We start from the raw sequence: 16,772 nt of genomic DNA, 5'->3' as shown, positions 1-16,772 counted from the left end.
ATCCAGTTTTGAACAGCCTGGTCTCTTTGGCCTGATCAATCCCCGCCCTTTGATCAGTGCAACCGCTTTGATCCTGGGCCGTCGGGTAGGCAGTATCCCCTCATGGATCCCGTACGCCTCACCGCCGGCGCCGTCGTACTCCGTCCGCACCGGAAGGACGACATCGACGGCATCTTGGACCAGTCGCTCGATCCGGAGTCCCAGCGCTGGACGTCGATACCGGTGCCCTACACCCGCCAGCACGCTGAGGAGTTCGTGGAGACGATCATTCCGGCCGGCTGGCGGGACGGGAGCTACCTCGCTTTCGCGATCGCGGATCCCGCTTCGGACGAATACCTCGGGACGCTCGATATCCGGCTCAAGGGTGCCGGCGGCGGCGAGATCGGCTTCGGGCTGCGGCCGCGGGCTCGGGGCAAGGGCGCCATGACGGCTGCCGTCCGCACGCTGGTCGACTGGGCGTTCGACGCGGGCGCTCTGGGCCTGGACGTGGTGCACTGGCGCGCCCACATCGGCAACTGGCTGTCCCGCCGGGTGGCCTGGCGGGTCGGCTTCCAGATCGGGAGTGCGGTCCGCGGGCTCTGCGTGTCCCGCGGTCAGCGCTACGACGGCTGGATCGGGTCGCTCCGCCCGCGGGATCCGCGCGAACCCACCAGTCCGTGGTACGACGTGCCCACCCTTCGGGGAGAGCGCTGCGTGCTCCGGAGGTTCCGGGAGACCGACGTCGACGCCGTGGTCGAGGGCTGCACCGATCCGCTGACCCGCCACTGGCTGAGTGCTCTGCCCGATCCGTACACCAATGTCGATGCGCTCGGCTACATCCAGAGCCGGGAGGAGGACCACGCGAGCGGTCAGGGGATCTACTGGGCTGCCGCCGACCCGGCGACCGACCGTTGCGTCGGGTCGTTCGGCCTCATGGACATCGACCGCACGATGGGGTCGGGCGAGATTGGGTACTGGGTGCACCCGGGCGCCCGAGGACGCGGCGTCGCCACGGAGGCGACGCGGATGATCATCCGGCACGCCGCCATCCCGGTCGAGGATGGCGGGCTGGGCCTGCGCCTGCTCACGCTGCGCGCGGCCGCCACCAACACCGCCTCCCAGCTGGTCGCCGAACGCGCCGGCTTCCGCCGCGCCGGGACGTGGCGGGCGGACCAGCGCCTGGGCGACGGCACCTTCGACGATCTGGTCGGCTTCGACCTGCTCACCAGCGAGATCTCGAGCAGCTGAGGCGACTGAGGCAACTGAGGCGGCCACAGGAAGGGGCGGCTGCCTCCCACGCCGGACAGCCGCCCCAGGCCCCGGTGACCTTCGCCGCGAACGCCCCCTCGGGTAGGGCTGGGCGGGGAGCGACGTGGCCTCGCCGGAAACCAGTGTCAGAGCATGCCACTTTTGCCCCTCGGCTGAAAAGCACCTGCGGGAATCGTTGCTCACCTGCGGCACGAGCGGGCCCGCCGCCCGCCAGTCCGCTCACATCGGAAGCGCCTTGCGGAGGGGAACGGCAAGGTCACCGCGCTCGACGACCTCGACACCAGACAGGCCGAGCCAGCCGGCCATGGCGGTGAGCTCGGCGGCCAACTCCCCCGCGGTCTCGGGCGGAGCGTGGTCTTCGGCGTACGCCGACTGGACCCGCAGCGTGCCCGCCGCCCGATCTGCCTTGAGGTCGACCCGGGCGACCAGCCGATCGCCCAGAAGGAACGGGAGAACGTAATAGCCGTGGACCCGCTGCTCGGCGGGGACGTAGATCTCGATCCGGTAGCGGAACCCGAACAGCTTCTCCACGCGGGTCCGCTCGAAGACCAGGGAGTCGAACGGGCCAACCAGGGCACGGGCCCGCACCCGGCGCGGGATCCGTGCCTCGGCGTGGAGATAGGCGGGGCGGTTCCAGCCCTCGATGCCGACCGGGATGAGCTCGCCGTCCTCCACGAGTTGGGCCACCGCGACCGCGGTCTCGGCCGGCGAGAGCCGGAAGTAGTCACGCAGACACTGCGGTGTGGAGACGCCGTAGGCCCTTGCCGCGATGCGGACCAGCTCGCGATGGGACTCCTCGATGGTCGGGGTCGGTGTGTCGACGACCTCGCGCGGAAGGACCCGCTCCGGGAGGTCGTAGACGCGTTCGAACGCGCCGTTGCGGCGCGCCGAGGTGACCTGCCCGGAATAGAACAACCACTCCAGCGCGGTCTTGACGTCGCTCCAGTTCCAACCCCAGTGATCGCGCCGGCGGGGTACGTCGTGTTCGATCTCGCGCGCTGTCAACGGGCCCTTGTCACGGACCTCGGCATAAACCCAGCCAACGAAGTCGGGCTTGTCGGTCGCGAGCCGGCGCATGCCACTCCAGGCCTGCTGGCTGGCCCGGGCCATCCGGAACCGCAGGGCCGGCTGGGTCGACACCGGGACCAGCGAGGCGACGTGGGCCCAGTACTCGAACAGCCGGCGCGGCGCCGCGCCGGCCGCCCGGTCGAGCAGGCTGGTGGGATAGGGGCCGAGTCGGCTCCACAGCGGGAGATACTGCGCCCTGCTCAGAACGTTGACGCTGTCGATCTGGATCAACCCGATCCGCCCGAGCACCCGGGCGAGGGCGCGGGCATCCGGCCGGCCCTTCGGCCGCGGGTCGGCGAACCCCTGGGCGGCCAGAGTGATCCGCCGGGCCTGCGCGACGGTGAGAATCTCCACGGCGAGAAACTCTCGCACGAAGCACCGACAGCCGCCCAGTGACACCGGCAGCCCAATGACACCGGCAGCCCGGAGCCATCGACAGCCCAGAGCGACCAGCGGCCCAGTGGCGAGCCCGGCTCGAACCCGGCCTACGCCGCCCGTGACTTGGCGACCAGCCGGACCGCGCCGGCGACATCCTCGATCGGGCTGTCCTTGCCGACCTGACCGTCGGCGCCCACGACCTGCACCGCGACCGACTGGTCGTGGACGTCGGTGAGGGCCACGATCCTCGTCGCCGGCGCGAGCGCCTTGATCCTCCGGCACAGCTCGCCGCTGTCCCATGACGGCGTGTGGAGATCCAGGAGTACGACGTCCGGAAGGTGCTGGCCGACGAGGTGAAGAGCGGCCGGACCGTCGCAGGCCTCACCGACGACCTCGATGTCGGGCTCCTGGTCAAGGAGCAGCCGCAGCCCCCTACTGAGCAACTCCTGATCATCGACGACGACCACGCGGAGCGCATCAGGGACGTGCGGTCCCGCGCGAAGGTGCGAGGCCTGGGTCACCGGGGCATGATTGCATGCCCCGGTGACGCTACGTGCCGCTTTTTGTGTGCTGCCTCCGACCACGACAGGACTCCCTCTCGGCTGGTTCTTGGCCAAGGATGTGGCTACCCGTCCGGGCGGGAGCCCTCGCGGCTGGCGGCGACTGGGTGGATCCGATCCGTGCTCCTATCCGCGTCGCGCCACGGTGGCCAGGGCGGCCTGCTGTGCGGCACCTTCGAGACGGATCACGCCATAGTCGTAGCCACGCCGACGGTAGACGACGCTTGGACACAGCGTGGTCGCGTCGACGAAAAGATAGAAGTCGTGGCCGACCAGCTCCATCTCGTACAACGCCTGGTCGAGGGTCATCGGCTCGGCAAGGTGAGTCTTCTCACGTACGACGAGCGGCCCGTCGCCCACGACCTCGATGCCACCGATGACCTCGATCTCGGTGGTCGCCTCGGCCTCCTGCTCCGCCTCGGCCGCCCGCCGGCCGTTGTCCTCGGCCGCCTCCGCGGTCGCGCGAGCGACTGACTTGGGCGTTCGTGCGCCGTGGTGGACCCGCCGACGATCGGCGGCCTTCCTCAGTCGGGCGAGCAGCTTGTCGAGGGCCAGGTCGAGGGCCGCGAACCGGTCCTCGGCGGTCGCCTCGGCTCTTACGAGCGGTCCACGCGAGTAGACAGTGAGCTCGACCCGTTCTGACTGGTTGGCCATCCGGGTGTGTTCCTTGGAGACTTCCACCTCGATACGGATGATCTTCGCGGCGAACCGCTCCAGGCGGCTGAACTTCTCCCTGACATGCCGGCGAAAGCGGTCGGTCACCGCACAGTGCCGACCTTGGACCACAACGTCCACGCGAACCTCCCCAACAAAAGGAACTCTCTGGCGTCTCCGTCCGCCTCGGACCGGCCCGTAGGGGGTCAAAAGGCAGGTGTATGCGGTCATACCCACCTGAGACGGTGAATATGACCCACGCGGAGAGTTGGGATGGACTTGTTGAAAAGCGGCACCCGCCCGGCCGACCTGGTCTTCGTCCCCACATCCGCCTGCCGAGGGTCTCGCGGCTGCGTTGCGCTTTGTGCCACTACTCCCCTTCTCCCGTGTCGGAGGGCATCGGACCCTCCGCCGGGGCAGGGCTTACATCTAAGCCGCACCGTGATCGGTCGACGACAAGTCGCCTTACGTGGGCCGTTTAGCCTGCGGCTGGCATCGGCTTGCCGGACGTGACCGATCGCTTCGGCCTGGCGTCCAGCGCAACCACGGACCCGGGCGGGTGCCATGACGAAACGCTAACGCCATCCCGCCCTTCCCGAAACCCAGGCACGACGGCAACCTTTGGGATCCCGTCAATAGGTTGGAACGCCATCTGGCCGGAACCGGACACCGTCCGGCCCGCGACGGCGGGTGGCGGCGACGACGGCCGCGGCCACCACTCGCACGCCGGTCCGTTGGAGCGCCCGCGTCGCCTCGACCAACGTCACTCCGGTTGTCATCACATCGTCGACGAGGACGACATTCCGCTCCGCGAGCACCGGCACGAAGCGCCTCCTGACCTCGAACGCATCCCGCAGGTTGGCCTGGCGGCCGGCGGCATCGAGCCCAGCCTGGTCGGCGACCGGGCGTACGACGGCAAGGGCCGGGCAGACATACGTGGCGCCGCCGTTCCCGCGCACCGTCGCCGCCGCGCGCCGGCTGATCCGGAGCAGGGGATCGTAGCCGCGCCGGCGTACCGTGCCCCGTGCCGACGGGACGGGCACCAGGAACGGCGCCGAGCCGGCTGCCGTCGCCGCCACCGCAAGGGCGCGCCCGAGCGGGCCGACCAGGCTGGTCCGGCCGCGGTCCTTGTGGGCCAGCAGCGCCTCCCGCGCGACGCCGTCGTACGCCGCCACCGCCCACACCGGCGGAAGGCCGGGTGGAGCCGGCACGGGAGCGGTCCGGAACGCCGGCCGGTCCAGCTCCGGCGCGCAGTCCCGGCACAACGCGCGGCCGGCCCGCGCACAGCCGACGCACCTGCTTCCCAGCAACAGATCGGCGAGGTCGTCACGCACGAGCCGGTCGAGGACCGCGAGGACGCCCGCGGCGGGGGTGCTCAACCCGGATAGGCCGGGCATGTGCCCTCCCCGCGGTCACTCCACAGGTAGTTGGGGTCCTCGCGATGGATGTGCTTGTCATCGCCGCCCAGGATGAGGGGCTGGCCGGGTGCGGCGGCGATCGCGCGGGCGTCGGGTCCGGCGCTGAGCTGATCGACCTGGGACCCGTCGACCGAGACTCTGATCGGGCGGGGTGGACCAGCGCCGTTCGCTCCGATCACCGCCACCTGGTCGAGGTCGGACCAGGCCAGGTCGCTCATCGACGTCATCGGCACCGGCAGCCTGCGCAGGCCCCGGATTGCGAGGCCGCCCCGGCGCTCGATCCGGCCGATCAGCAGGTCGGTCTGGCCGGAGTTCCGGACGAGGGCCGCCACCCGGGCCCCGTCACGGGACACCTTCAACCCGCGCACATCCTTGTCGACCAGGCCAGGTGCGCTCACGGTCAGAAGTTGGTTCCGGTCGTCGACGGCGACGATCCTGGCCCGGCCCCCGCGCCGGTCGACCAGCCACAGCAGGCCGGTCCGGTCCCAGGAGGGTTCGAGGATGTCCTGCCCTTGGAGGACGGTCCGGGGTGCCTGGCCCGCCGCACCATGAACGGTCGCCTCATGCCCGTCGGCAGAGACGGTCGCGAGCCAGTTGACCGACCCGCCGTCGTCGCGGCCGAGCGGCTGGCCCGAGCTGCGCTCACCGTGCACGCTGACCGCGAGCGACCGGGCCCGCAACCGACCCGCCGCCGACACGCCACTGACCGGGACCATCCGGTCGGGCCCGATCACGACCACCCGTCCACCCGACAACGCGTAGGCGCCACGCGCCGCGCCAGCCACAGCCGGGTCGTACGTCGACCACTGCTCCACGTCCGCGGCGGAGCTCTCCCCCGCCATCAGCGGCACCCGCTCCACCGTGGCCACGACCCGGCTCACCGAGGGGACCTGGCGCAACGTCCAGGACAGCTGCGCGAGCAGGAAGCGGCGTTGGGAGTCGTACAACCTGAGCACCTTGCGGTCGAGATCGACCGTCGCCGTCTGGCCCTCGACCGTCACGGACGGGGCCTCCAGCCGGGCGCCGTCAGGGAACGCCGACCTCACCGCGGGGCGCAGCCAGGCGGACGGACCGCGCAGGAGCGCGTTGACCAGCAGGGTCACGGTGTGCCCGCGAATCGGGAGGTAGACCGGATCGGGGACCAGGATCTCGAAGTCGGGATCGAAGAAGTACAGGTTGTACTCGGTGTACTCCCGGCCGAAGTTGAACGCCGACATGATCAGGGCGTTCGGCGGCTTGCTGATCCGCCACTCCCCGTTGACCTTCGTCATCCCGAGGTCGAGAGCGAGCTTCTTGTTGGGCGTCGGCGACCAGCTGCCGTTGGCGCCGACCTCGGAGACCTGGGGTACGTCGATCAGGACCTTGCCCGGTGTGGGTTCTGACAGGGGGACCGCTCCGCTGTCATAGACGAGGACCTTCGTGGGCTGCCAGCGCTCGCGTACGGCCGGGCTGAGGTACTTACGGGCGATCAGCTGGCCGGTCTGGTAGGTCGCCATCGCGTCGATGAATCCCCTGGCCACCTGCAGCGCGCTGTCGCCCGAAGCTGGACCGTCCACCAGCACGCCCACCGGCGGGGTGGGTCCGGGTTGGCTCGATCCGAGGCGTTCCATGTGGAGCGGCCCCTGGGTGGGGACGGTCGCGCAGCCGGACAGTACGGACAGGACGCTGACCGCGAGGGTCAGCGTCACCAGGGCCAGTGTGCGGGATCTCATCCGGCACCTCCGAGAACTTCCGGAGCGGGCACCCGCCGGCCTTCGAGGGCCGGCTGCCGCGCGTCGTCGGGCACGAGCGGAATCGGCGAATGGTTGAGCTGCTCGACCGCCCGGCGCGGAACGGTCAACCGGAAGTGCGCGCCCTTCCCCGGCTCTCCCCACGCCTGCAACCAACCACCGTGCAGCAGGACGTCCTCCATCGCGATCGCGAGACCGAGGCCGGTGCCGCCGGTGGTCCGGGCCCGGGCGGGGTCGGCCCGCCAGAAGCGTTCGAAGACCATCGCGGACTCCCCGGGCTTGAGCCCGATGCCGTGGTCGCGGACCGAGACCGCCACGGCCTGCTCGTCACCGGCGACACGGACCACCACGTCGCGTCCCTCGCCGTACTCGATCGCGTTGATGACCAGGTTGCGCAGCACGCGTTCGATGCGGCGCGAGTCCACCTCGGCCAGGGCCGGCGTCTTCGGAAGCTGGAGGTCGATCCGGCTGCCCTTGCGCCCCGCGATGGGTTGGGCGCCGTCGACCACCCGCTGCGTGAGGTGGCGAAGGTCGAGGTCCTCGAGTTCCAGACCGGCCGCGCCGGCGTCGAACCTGCTGATCTCCAACAGGTCACCGAGCAGCGCCTCGAACCGGTCGAGCTCCGCCTGGAGAAGTTCCGCGGCCCGGGCCACACCCGGCTGGAAGTCGGTCCGGGCCTCGTACAACACGTCGGCGGCCATCCGGACCGTGGTGATGGGGGTCCGCAGCTCGTGCGAGACGTCAGACACGAACCTGCGCTGGACCCGCGAGAGGTCCTCCAGCCGCCGGATCTGCCGCTGGAGGCTGGTCGCCATCTGGTTGAACGAGGTCGCGAGCCGGGCAAGGTCATCCTGACCGCGTACCCGCATCCGCTGGTCGAGGAGTCCCGCCGCGAGGCGTTCGGCCACCCGGCGCGCCATCCGGACCGGCGTCACGACCTGGCGGGTGACGAACCACGCCACGCAGCCCAGAAGGACGACAATCAGGACACCGACCGCGACCAGCGAACGCCGGAGCAGGTTGAGCGTCTCCTCCTGCTGCTGGAGGTCGAACAGGTAGTAGACGTTGAGCAGCGCACCGCTGCGTGGCTCGCGCAACTGGGAGCCGACGGCAAGGCCGGGCGACGAACTCCCGTCCCGCCTGATCAGGGTGTAGCGGTAGGTGATCTGACCGGTCCCCCGGTCGGTGACGGCCTGCTCGAGGTCGGGCGGGACGCTGTCGGTCTCGACCGTCGTCCGGGTGGATCGACCGACCGCCTGCGAGGCTCCGGTGGGGATGACGTCGAGGACGATGTCGTAGAGCCCGCCGAACGACCCCCGAAGTGCGAGGTCCTGGGCGAGGCGGGTCGTGAGCTCTCCCAGGTCACCGCTCGGCTCGGCGGCGTCGATCGCCGCCTGCGTGGTGCGGAAGCCGGCGGACGCCTCGCTCACCGACGCCGCGACCTTCGCGTCAAGGACCCCGTCGGTGACCTGACGTAACAGGATCCATCCGACGAAGAGGGTCACCAGAGCAGACAGCACGAGCGTGCCGCTCACGACCCGCAGGTGCAGCGAACGTTGCCAGACAGCGACGGACCGGCGGATTACGCGCACCGCCGGTCGCACTATCGTCGCCTTGATCTGCATGGGTCCAGAAGGGGGCTCGCAGGAACTTGTCGCTGGGTGGGATCCGGCCCCCACGGGCTTCGCCCGTAGGGCTTACGTACTGCCGCCGTACACACTCTGCGGCACCGACTCTACGAGGTGAGGCGGCCGGCGAGCGAGCCGTGGAGGTACCCGCCGACCCGGGAGGCCGACAGGCGCCTCGACTCAGTCGATAACGGCAGTGGCCTCGACCTCGACCAGCAGATCGGGTTCTCCCAGCGCCGCAACGCCCAGCAGCGTGATCGGCTTGACCGGGTCGACCCCCAGCTTCGCCGCCGCCCGAGCGACCCCCTCGCCCAGCAGCGGCATCTTCTCGGGTGTCCAGTCGACGATGTAGATGGTCAGCTTGGCTACATCATCGAAGGATCCGCCGACCCCAGCCAGGGCGGTGCCGATATTGAGGTAAGCCTGCTCAACCTGAGCCGCCAAATCCCCCTCACCGACTCGACCGCCCTGAGCATCGCGAGCCACCTGGCCCGCCAGGAACACCAGCTTCGATCCGGTGGCGATCGACAGCTGGCGGTAGACGTCGGGTTTCGGCAGCCCGTCGGGGTTGACCAGCGTCACGGTCATGTCCGCTCCTCGCACATCGGCACAGCACGGTCGGTACTCACCGAGAACATAACAAAGCTATGTATTGTGGCGCCATGGTGAGGATGAAGGACCCGGCGGTCCGCTCCCTGCTCATCGACCGAGCCGCGCAGATGCTCGCCGCTCGGCAGCCGGTCACCCTCCGCTCGCTGGTGGCCGGAACCGGAGCGTCGACCATGGCCGTCTACACCTACTTCGGCGGCATGGACGGCCTGTGGACAGCGATGCGACAGGAAGGCTTCACCCGCCTGGCCGCCCGTCTCGCCGCGGTCGCGCCATCGAAGGATCCGGTACGAGATCTGGCCGCTCTCGGCGCCGCATACCTGTCCAACGCCCTGGCCAGTCCCGATCTCTACCGGGTCATGTTCGACGCCGGGTTCGAACTCGAGAACGCCGCGGCCGCGGATGACACGCTGCACTGTCTGGTCCGGGCCGTCGAACGGGCCACGGCCGCCGGCCGCTTTCGCGACGACATCGACCCGCTGGAGCTGGCCACGCAGAGCTGGACCATCGGACATGGACTGGCATCGCTGGTCGCCACCGGCCCCCTGCCCCACCAATCGCTAGCCCATGGCGTGCCGCTGCTGACCGCTCTGTTCACCAGCGCAGGCGACAACCCAGAACGATGCGGTCGGTCAGTCGAACGCGGCTGGCGCCTCTGACCTCTGATCGCCGCTCTCAACTCTCCGACACGTCGTCAGCGAACGTCTCGCCTCGATGACCACAAACTCAGGCCCGCACTAGGACGGTCCGGCCTTGTAGCCGACTCCGCGTACGGTGACGACGATCTCCGGATGCTCGGGGTCCTTCTCGATCTTGCTGCGCAGCCGCTGGACGTGGACGTTGACCAACCGGGTGTCGGCGGCGTGGCGGTAACCCCAGACCTGCTCCAGCAGCTCCTCACGGCCGAACACCTGCCAGGGCTTGCGGGCCAGGCACACCAGGAGGTCGAACTCCAGCGGGGTGAGGGCGAGCGCGAGGCCGTCCCGCTTGACGGAGTGGCCGGGTACGTCGATCACGAGGTCACCGATGTGCAGCGTCTCGGGGACCGCCTGGTCGACCCGGCGCAGCCGGGCACGGATCCGCGCGACGAGTTCCTTGGGCTTGAAGGGCTTGACCACATAGTCGTCGGCACCGGACTCCAGCCCGAGCACGACGTCGACAGTGTCGGTCTTGGCGGTGAGCATCACGATGGGTACGTCGGACTCTGCCCGGATCTCCCGGCACACCTCGATGCCGTCCTTGCCGGGCAGCATCAGGTCGAGCAGCACGACGTCAGGCCTGGACTCGCGCACCTTCGCAAGGGCAGCTTCCCCAGACTCACAGAAAACCGCTTCCAGACCTTCGTTCCGGAGGACGATTCCGAGCATTTCCGCGAGGGCCATGTCGTCGTCGACGACCAGAATGCGACCTTTCATGGAACCATCGTCCCACCGAGCGTGGCACGATGGCTCGGCACGACCCGCTGGCAGTGTGGATCGAGCCTGCACTTCATGGGTTCACCTCCGCGGCCGGGCGGGTTCGGGCTGGTTCGACCCCTTCCCGTGGGGGTCAGCGCCACTGGCACCCGTGGCATCCAGCCACAATAGGGGGCCACCCCAACGACGTGAGGTGCGCCAAGATGACCGACACCGGTACGCCGCCGCCCGGACAGGAGTCCGGCAGCGGGTGGGGTACGCCACCGCCGGGCCAGTGGGGCACTCCACCGGCTGGTCAGCAGGCGGGCGGAGGATCGGCGACACCCTCCGGGTGGAGCACACCCCCTCCCGGTGGTCAGGCCTCCTGGGGCGCACCGCCGACCGGTGGCCAACCTGGCTGGGGCCAACCGCCGCCCACGTGGGGCGGCGGCCCGTGGGGCAGCAACACACCGCAGGCCCCGAAGCCCGGCGTCGTGCCGCTTCGACCCCTCGGGTTCGGCGAGCTCCTCGACGGTGCCTTCACCACCGTGCAGCGCTACCCCAAGATCATGCTCGGTCTCTCCACCGCGATCATGGGCGTGCTGGTCGTCGCGAGCCTCCTGACGTTCTTCGTCGGCTTCGGCGATCTGTTCTCCGTGGCCACCCCTGCCGATGTACGCCAGATCAGCGACAGCACCTGGATCAGCTTCGCCGTGACGATGGTCGTCCTGGCCCTTGTCAGCTGGCTCGGGGGCACGATGCTCACCGGGATGATCACGGTCACCGTCGGCCGTGGCGTTCTCGGCCAGCCGGCCACCGTCGCGGAGGTCTGGCGGGCCAGCAAACGACGCGTTCCCAGACTCCTGGGCCTGACGTTCGTCCTTGGCCTGACGTTCACCTTCGGCATCACCGTTCTCACCGTGATCGTCGTGGTGGGCTTCGTCATTCATGTCGCCCTCGGCGTGCTCCTGGCGATCCCCGCTGTGCTGGGTGGAATCTTCGCCGGAGTCGTGTTCTACACCCGTACGGCCGTCGCCCCGGCCGCCCTGGTGCTCGAAACCCGTCCCGCTGACCCGGGCTTCCCACAGGGAGAGCAGCAGCCGCTCGGCGTCTTCGCCGCCCTGTCACGCTCGTGGGAGCTCATCAAGGGGCGCACTCCCCGCACGTTCGGCGTCCTGTTCGTCGCCAACCTGATCGCCTCGGTCGTGGCGTCGGTGGTGCAGACCGCATTCACCTTCCTGAGCACCGGTCTCGGCGCCGGATTCGGTGACTCCTTCGGCGGCGCCGAGATCCTGACGCTGAGTCTGCTCGGCATCGGCAACCTCGCCTCGGCGGTCCTCCAGGTCAGCTTCCTGGCCGCGGTCAACGCGCTGGTCTACGTCGACGCCCGGATGCGCAAGGAAGGCCTCGACATCGAGCTGGCGCAGGCCGCCGCCAACGCCTCCGCAGGCGGTCCCGGGATGGGCACGCAGGCCGGCTCGCCCTGGGCGACCCGGTGAGTGTGCCCGCGTCACTCGCCGCGGTGGGCGCCGTTCCGGAGCTACTCATACCGCCGCTCCGGCCATCGTCCGAACCCCCGATCGACATCTCCCGCGAGGAGGCGGCCCGAGCCGCTCGCGACGAACTCACGAAGGGCATCTACCACCGCGACGAGCCTGGGGTGGTGTCGCGCTTCCTGACCTGGGCGTTCGAGCAGATGCAGCGCTTCATGGCCTGGGTCGCGGACTACTCCCCGGGCGGGTTCTGGGGGCTTCTCGGGCTCCTCGCGATCCTGGTCCTCGCCGTCGTCATCATCCGTTGGCGGATCGGCGCGCTGGCCCGCAGCCGTGCGCGCGTGGACGTCGCGGTGTTCGCCGGACAGTCCCGGACGGCGGCCGAGCACAGGGCCGCCGCCGACGAGGCGCTCCGCCAGGGCGACTACGACGCCGCCGTCCGCGAACGTTTCCGTGCACTGGTCCGCGATCTCGAGGAGCGCACCCTCCTCGACGAGCGGCCCGGCCGGACGGCTGACGAGGTCGCCCGCGAGGCGGCCCAGGTCGCGCCGGGGTCAACCGAGCCGCTGCGCGCGGCGGCCCAGGCGTTCGACGAGGTTTGTTACGGCGGCCGCCGGGCCACGCCAGAGGCCGAGGCCGTGGTGCGGGCCGCAGACGACGCCGTACGCCAGCTCCGGCGACCGGCCCTGCTGGCCGCGGGTAATCCGTCGTGACCGTGCGGTCCATCGACCCGACCGCCCGGGAGACATGGCGCCGGCTACGCGGGCCGCTCGCGATCGTGCTGGTGCTGGTCATCGGGGGCGCGGTCTTCGCGGTCCTGCAGAGTGGCACCACCGGGGGCCCTCTCGACCCGCGATCGGCGCGACAGGCCGGCGGCCGAGCACTGGCGGTGCTGCTCGAGGAACGCGGCGTGGAGGTCCAGCGGGCCCGCACCCTGGCCGAGGCAGTGGAGTACGCCGCGCAGGATGCCACCCTGCTGGTCACCGAACCCGATCTGCTGGTGCCCTCGCAGCTCACCCGGCTGGCGGCGGCACCAACGCGCCACCTCGTACTCTTCAACCCGGGCGAGGAGGTGTTGTTCACCCTCGCCCCCAAGGTGACCATCGCCGGGGAGGCCCTCGCCCGGACCCGGTCACCCGGCTGCGACCTCGAGGCGGCCGTCCGGGCCGGCGCCGTCCGGGCCGACGGGCCCATGTACCGCATCCTCAGCGGGACGCCGGCGACGACGTGCTACGGCGACGGAACGCGGGGAGCCCTGGTCCGGCTCACCGCAGCGGCGGCGCCGGACTCCCCCAGCGGCCAGACAGCCGGCGGCCAGGCGCGGCGCACCATCGACGTGGTCGGCGTGGCCACATCGTTCGCCAACAACCAGCTGGAGAACGAGGGCCACGCCGCCCTCGCGCTCAACCTCCTCGGTGAGCAGCGCCGCCTGGTGTGGTACATCCCGTCGCTGGCCGACGTTCCGCTGGCCGGGACGCCCGGCGGCGAGGAGCCGACCAGCCCCTTCGCGCTCCTCCCCGACGGGATCAGGTTCGGCGTGGGGCAGCTCGCCGTCGCCGCCGCGCTCCTCATGCTGGCGTATGCCCGCCGGCTCGGCCCCGTCGTACCCGAATCCCTTCCGGTGGTCGTCCGGGCCTCCGAAGCGGTCGAGGGTCTGGCCCGCCTCTACCATCGGGCGCGGGCCCGCAACCGGGCCGCCTCCGCGTTACGGGATGCGACTCGGGCCCGGCTGTCCTCGCTGCTCGGACTCCCGCCGCACGCTCCCGACAGCGCGGTGGTGGCGGCGACCACGGCCCGGACCGGGCGTACGAGCACTGACGTGAGCGAGTTGCTGACGGGCGGCGACGTCGGCACCGGACCATCCGACGACGCCGCACTCGTCCGTCTCGCGGACGACCTCGACACCCTCGAGCAGGAGGTACGCCGATCGTGACCGACCAGGTGACCGTGACCGGCCAGCCCGCCGTGGCCGGCCAGGCGACACTCAACGCCGAGGCCGCGCGCGCGTCGCTCGCGGCCGTGCGCGACGAGGTGGGCAAGGCCGTCGTCGGGCAGGACTCCGCCGTCACCGGACTCCTCATCGCCCTGCTGTGCCGCGGGCATGTCCTGCTGGAAGGGGTCCCAGGTGTCGCCAAGACCCTGATGGTGCGGGCGCTCGCCGCCGCCCTGCGGCTGGACACCAAGCGGGTGCAGTTCACCCCCGACCTGATGCCAGGCGATGTGATCGGGTCGCTCGTCTATGACGCGCGGACAGCGGCGTTCGAGTTCCGTGAGGGGCCGGTCTTCACCCACCTGCTGCTCGCCGACGAGATCAACCGCACGCCGCCCAAGACCCAGGCCGCGCTGCTGGAGGCGATGGAGGAACGCCAGGTCTCGGTCGACGGCACGCCCCGCCCGCTGCCCGACCCGTTCCTGGTGGCCGCGACACAGAACCCCATCGAATACGAAGGCACCTACCCGCTGCCGGAAGCCCAGCTGGACCGGTTCCTGCTCAAGCTGCACCTCAACCTTCCGTCCCGTGAGGAGGAGGTCGCCGTACTCAGCCGGCACGCCGCCGGATTCGACCCGCGCGACCTCGCCGCGGCCGGCCTTCGCGCGGTCACCGGGCCCGAGGAGCTGGCGGCCGCCCGGGCCGCGGTCGCGCGGGTCCAGCTGCGACCAGAGGTCCTGGGGTACGTCGTCGACCTGGGCCGGGCGACCCGGGAGTCGCCGTCACTGCGCCTCGGTGTCTCACCCCGGGGCGCTACCGCTCTCATGCGCGCGGCCCGGGCATGGGCGTGGCTGTCGGGCCGCGACTACGTGACACCGGACGACGTGAAGGCGCTCGCGCTGCCGGCCCTCCGGCACCGCGTGGAGCTGCGGCCCGAGGCTGAGCTCGAGGGTGTCTCCGCCGACGCGGTTCTCGACGGCATCCTGGCCAGCGTCCCGGTCCCGAGGTAGGCGAGGTAGCCGCCCGATGGCACTCACGCCCCGGACCGCGCTGCTGGCAGTGGCCGGCGTCCTCCTGGTGGCATTCGTCGTACCCTCGCGGTCCGGCATCGTCGTTGTCACCGGCGCGGTTGTGCTGCTCGCACTGGTCGACCTGGTGCTCGCTGGTTCGGTACGCCAGCTGGACTTCGCACGTGCCGACGCCCGCGCCACGCCCGCCGGCACCGACACCATGTCCACGGTGCGGCTGGGTGAGAGTGTCGAGGTGGGCCTGCTCGTCACCAACCGTGGCGGCCGGCGGGTCCGGGGGCTGCTGCGAGACGCCTGGCCGCCGTCGGCGGGCGCGGTGTCGCAACGCCACCCGATCGACGTTCCGGCGGGGGAACGCCGTCGCGTCAAGACCACCTTGCGCCCCACCCGGCGCGGCGACCGGGACGCGTATCGCGTGACGGTCCGGGCCTATGGTCCGCTCGGCCTCGCGGCGCGGCAGGGTTCCTACGTCGTGCCGTGGACGGTGCGGGCACTGCCGCCGTTCGAGAGCCGCAAGCACCTGCCCTCCCGGCTGGCCCGCCTGCGGGAGCTGGACGGCCGCACCAGCGTGCTGGTCCGCGGCCAGGGTACGGAGTTCGACTCGCTGCGCGACTACGTGGACGGGGACGACGTACGCTCGATCGACTGGCGGGCCACCGCGCGCCGGCAGGGCGTCGTCGTCCGGACCTGGCGGCCCGAGCGGGACCGCCACGTGCTCATAGTCCTCGACACCGGGCGTACGTCTGCGGGGCGAGTGGGTGACGCCCCCCGGTTGGACCACGCGCTCGACGCCGCTCTCCTGCTCGCCGCGCTCGCCACCCGGGCCGGCGACCGGGTGGACCTCCTCGCCTACGACCGGAGGGTACGCGCCGACGTCAGCCGGGCCGGGCCGCAGGACGTGTTGCCGCGTTTCACCACCGCGATGGCGACGCTACAGAGCGAGCTCGTCGAGACCGACCATCGCGGCCTGGCCGCCGCGGTCGCCCTGCGGGCATCCCAACGGTCGCTGGTCGTCCTGCTCACCGGACTGGAGGCGGCGGTGGTCGAGGAGGGCCTGGTGCCCGTGCTCGGCCCGCTGACCCGCCGGCACGAGGTCTGCGTCGCCGCGGTTGCCGATCCGCGGATCGAGGAGCTGGCGCGGACGCGTGGGGACGCGCCTTCGGTGTACGCCGCGGCCGCTGCCGAGCGGGCCCGAGCCGAACGCCGTCGTGTCACCTCGACCCTCGAACGCCTCGGCGTCACCGTCGTCGACGAGCCACCCGACCAGATCGCGCCCGCCCTGGCCGACACCTACCTCGCCTTGAAGAAGGCCGGCCGACTCTAGCCTCGCGTGGTGCACCCGCGACGCCCGCCTTGTCAGAGGTTTCTCGGCTAAGAGGACCCTGTTGGCTTATTCGGGTTCAGGCGGCGGTGAGGTGGAGGCGTTGGAGGTGGGTGGTTCTGGTTCTGTCGAGGGGGTTGTGAGTCCACCAGGCGTCGAGGCGGATGAGGTTGATGGCGGTGGCGGCGGCGTTGTGTTCTAGGCGGGTCTTGTTCAGGCCGTGGTAGCGGGCGTGGCGGATGCCGGTGACGTGGGTGGCTTGGCGGATGGTGCCCTCGACGCCGGCGCGGATGTTGTACCGGTTCTTCCACTG

Annotated in this window: 16 protein-coding genes; 7 read left to right on the top strand and 9 right to left on the bottom strand. The window is 70.7% G+C overall.

The annotated features are described in order from the left end of the window. Positions 1-102: 102 nt before the first annotated feature. On the top strand, positions 103-1,227 hold the full coding sequence (locus B141_RS0121455; protein WP_020577241.1) for a GNAT family N-acetyltransferase: 1,125 nt from the start codon (positions 103-105) through the stop codon (positions 1,225-1,227). Positions 1,228-1,467: 240 nt separating this feature from the next. On the opposite strand, the gene B141_RS0121450 is transcribed toward B141_RS0121455, so the two are convergent. The 7 genes from B141_RS0121450 to B141_RS0121420 form a co-directional block, all read right to left on the bottom strand. Further along, positions 1,468-2,688: a winged helix-turn-helix domain-containing protein gene (locus tag B141_RS0121450; RefSeq protein ID WP_026257442.1), complete on the bottom strand. Its 1,221-nt coding sequence runs from the start codon at positions 2,686-2,688 to the stop codon at positions 1,468-1,470. Between the two features lie 113 nt (positions 2,689-2,801). Beyond that, positions 2,802-3,215 carry a response regulator gene (locus B141_RS41945; protein ID WP_020577239.1) on the bottom strand — a complete coding sequence of 138 codons (414 nt, stop codon included), beginning with the start codon at positions 3,213-3,215 and terminating at the stop codon, positions 2,802-2,804. A gap of 165 nt (positions 3,216-3,380) precedes the next feature. Continuing rightward, entirely contained in the window at positions 3,381-4,049 is a 669-nt protein-coding gene (gene hpf / locus B141_RS0121440) for a ribosome hibernation-promoting factor, HPF/YfiA family (RefSeq protein ID WP_020577238.1), read from the bottom strand. A 491-nt stretch (positions 4,050-4,540) separates the two neighbouring features. Beyond that, positions 4,541-5,305 carry a ComF family protein gene (locus B141_RS41940; RefSeq protein ID WP_020577237.1) on the bottom strand — a complete coding sequence of 255 codons (765 nt, stop codon included), beginning with the start codon at positions 5,303-5,305 and terminating at the stop codon, positions 4,541-4,543. Next, positions 5,284-7,038: an LpqB family beta-propeller domain-containing protein gene (locus tag B141_RS0121430; protein WP_020577236.1), complete on the bottom strand. Its 1,755-nt coding sequence runs from the start codon at positions 7,036-7,038 to the stop codon at positions 5,284-5,286. Before B141_RS0121430 ends, B141_RS41940 begins: the two co-directional genes overlap by 22 nt. After that, on the bottom strand, positions 7,035-8,681 hold the full coding sequence (gene mtrB, locus B141_RS41935; protein ID WP_020577235.1) for an MtrAB system histidine kinase MtrB: 1,647 nt from the start codon (positions 8,679-8,681) through the stop codon (positions 7,035-7,037). The genes B141_RS0121430 and mtrB overlap by 4 nt, the downstream gene beginning before the upstream one ends. A gap of 183 nt (positions 8,682-8,864) precedes the next feature. Beyond that, entirely contained in the window at positions 8,865-9,272 is a 408-nt protein-coding gene (locus B141_RS0121420) for a RidA family protein (RefSeq protein WP_020577234.1), read from the bottom strand. Between the two features lie 74 nt (positions 9,273-9,346). Between B141_RS0121420 and B141_RS0121415 the strand changes: the two genes are divergently transcribed. Continuing rightward, positions 9,347-9,952, top strand: coding sequence for a TetR/AcrR family transcriptional regulator (locus B141_RS0121415; RefSeq protein WP_026257441.1), 606 nt, complete (start codon positions 9,347-9,349; stop codon positions 9,950-9,952). Positions 9,953-10,030: 78 nt separating this feature from the next. On the opposite strand, the gene mtrA is transcribed toward B141_RS0121415, so the two are convergent. Further along, the gene (gene mtrA / locus B141_RS0121410) at positions 10,031-10,708 is read right to left on the bottom strand and encodes an MtrAB system response regulator MtrA (RefSeq protein ID WP_020577232.1); all 678 of its coding nucleotides are present in this window, start codon (positions 10,706-10,708) and stop codon (positions 10,031-10,033) included. 203 nt (positions 10,709-10,911) lie between these two features. Here mtrA and B141_RS0121405 point away from each other — a divergent pair, with 203 nt between their 5' ends. From B141_RS0121405 to B141_RS0121385, 5 genes are read left to right on the top strand one after another with little or no spacing between them, the layout of a single operon-like run. Continuing rightward, positions 10,912-12,186: a proline-rich domain-containing protein gene (locus B141_RS0121405; protein ID WP_157181178.1), complete on the top strand. Its 1,275-nt coding sequence runs from the start codon at positions 10,912-10,914 to the stop codon at positions 12,184-12,186. Next, on the top strand, positions 12,183-12,893 hold the full coding sequence (locus B141_RS0121400; protein WP_020577230.1) for a DUF4129 domain-containing protein: 711 nt from the start codon (positions 12,183-12,185) through the stop codon (positions 12,891-12,893). Before B141_RS0121405 ends, B141_RS0121400 begins: the two co-directional genes overlap by 4 nt. Beyond that, complete coding sequence (locus B141_RS0121395; protein WP_020577229.1) at positions 12,890-14,113, top strand: DUF4350 domain-containing protein; 1,224 nt, start codon at positions 12,890-12,892, stop codon at positions 14,111-14,113. The genes B141_RS0121400 and B141_RS0121395 overlap by 4 nt, the downstream gene beginning before the upstream one ends. After that, positions 14,110-15,120 (top strand): AAA family ATPase, encoded by a 1,011-nt coding sequence (locus B141_RS0121390; protein ID WP_020577228.1) that lies wholly within the window; start codon positions 14,110-14,112, stop codon positions 15,118-15,120. Before B141_RS0121395 ends, B141_RS0121390 begins: the two co-directional genes overlap by 4 nt. 16 nt (positions 15,121-15,136) lie before the next feature. Further along, entirely contained in the window at positions 15,137-16,462 is a 1,326-nt protein-coding gene (locus B141_RS0121385) for a DUF58 domain-containing protein (protein WP_020577227.1), read from the top strand. A gap of 76 nt (positions 16,463-16,538) precedes the next feature. Here B141_RS0121385 and B141_RS41930 read toward each other — a convergent pair. After that, on the bottom strand, positions 16,539-16,772 hold a 234-nt coding region (locus B141_RS41930), incomplete at its 5' end, for a transposase (RefSeq protein WP_040421981.1).

It is taken from the genome of Actinopolymorpha alba DSM 45243, assembly GCF_000373925.1.
GTDB lineage: Bacteria > Actinomycetota > Actinomycetes > Propionibacteriales > Actinopolymorphaceae > Actinopolymorpha > Actinopolymorpha alba.
Note: the sequence above shows the minus strand (reverse complement) of the source record. Positions and strands in the feature narration are given on the sequence as shown.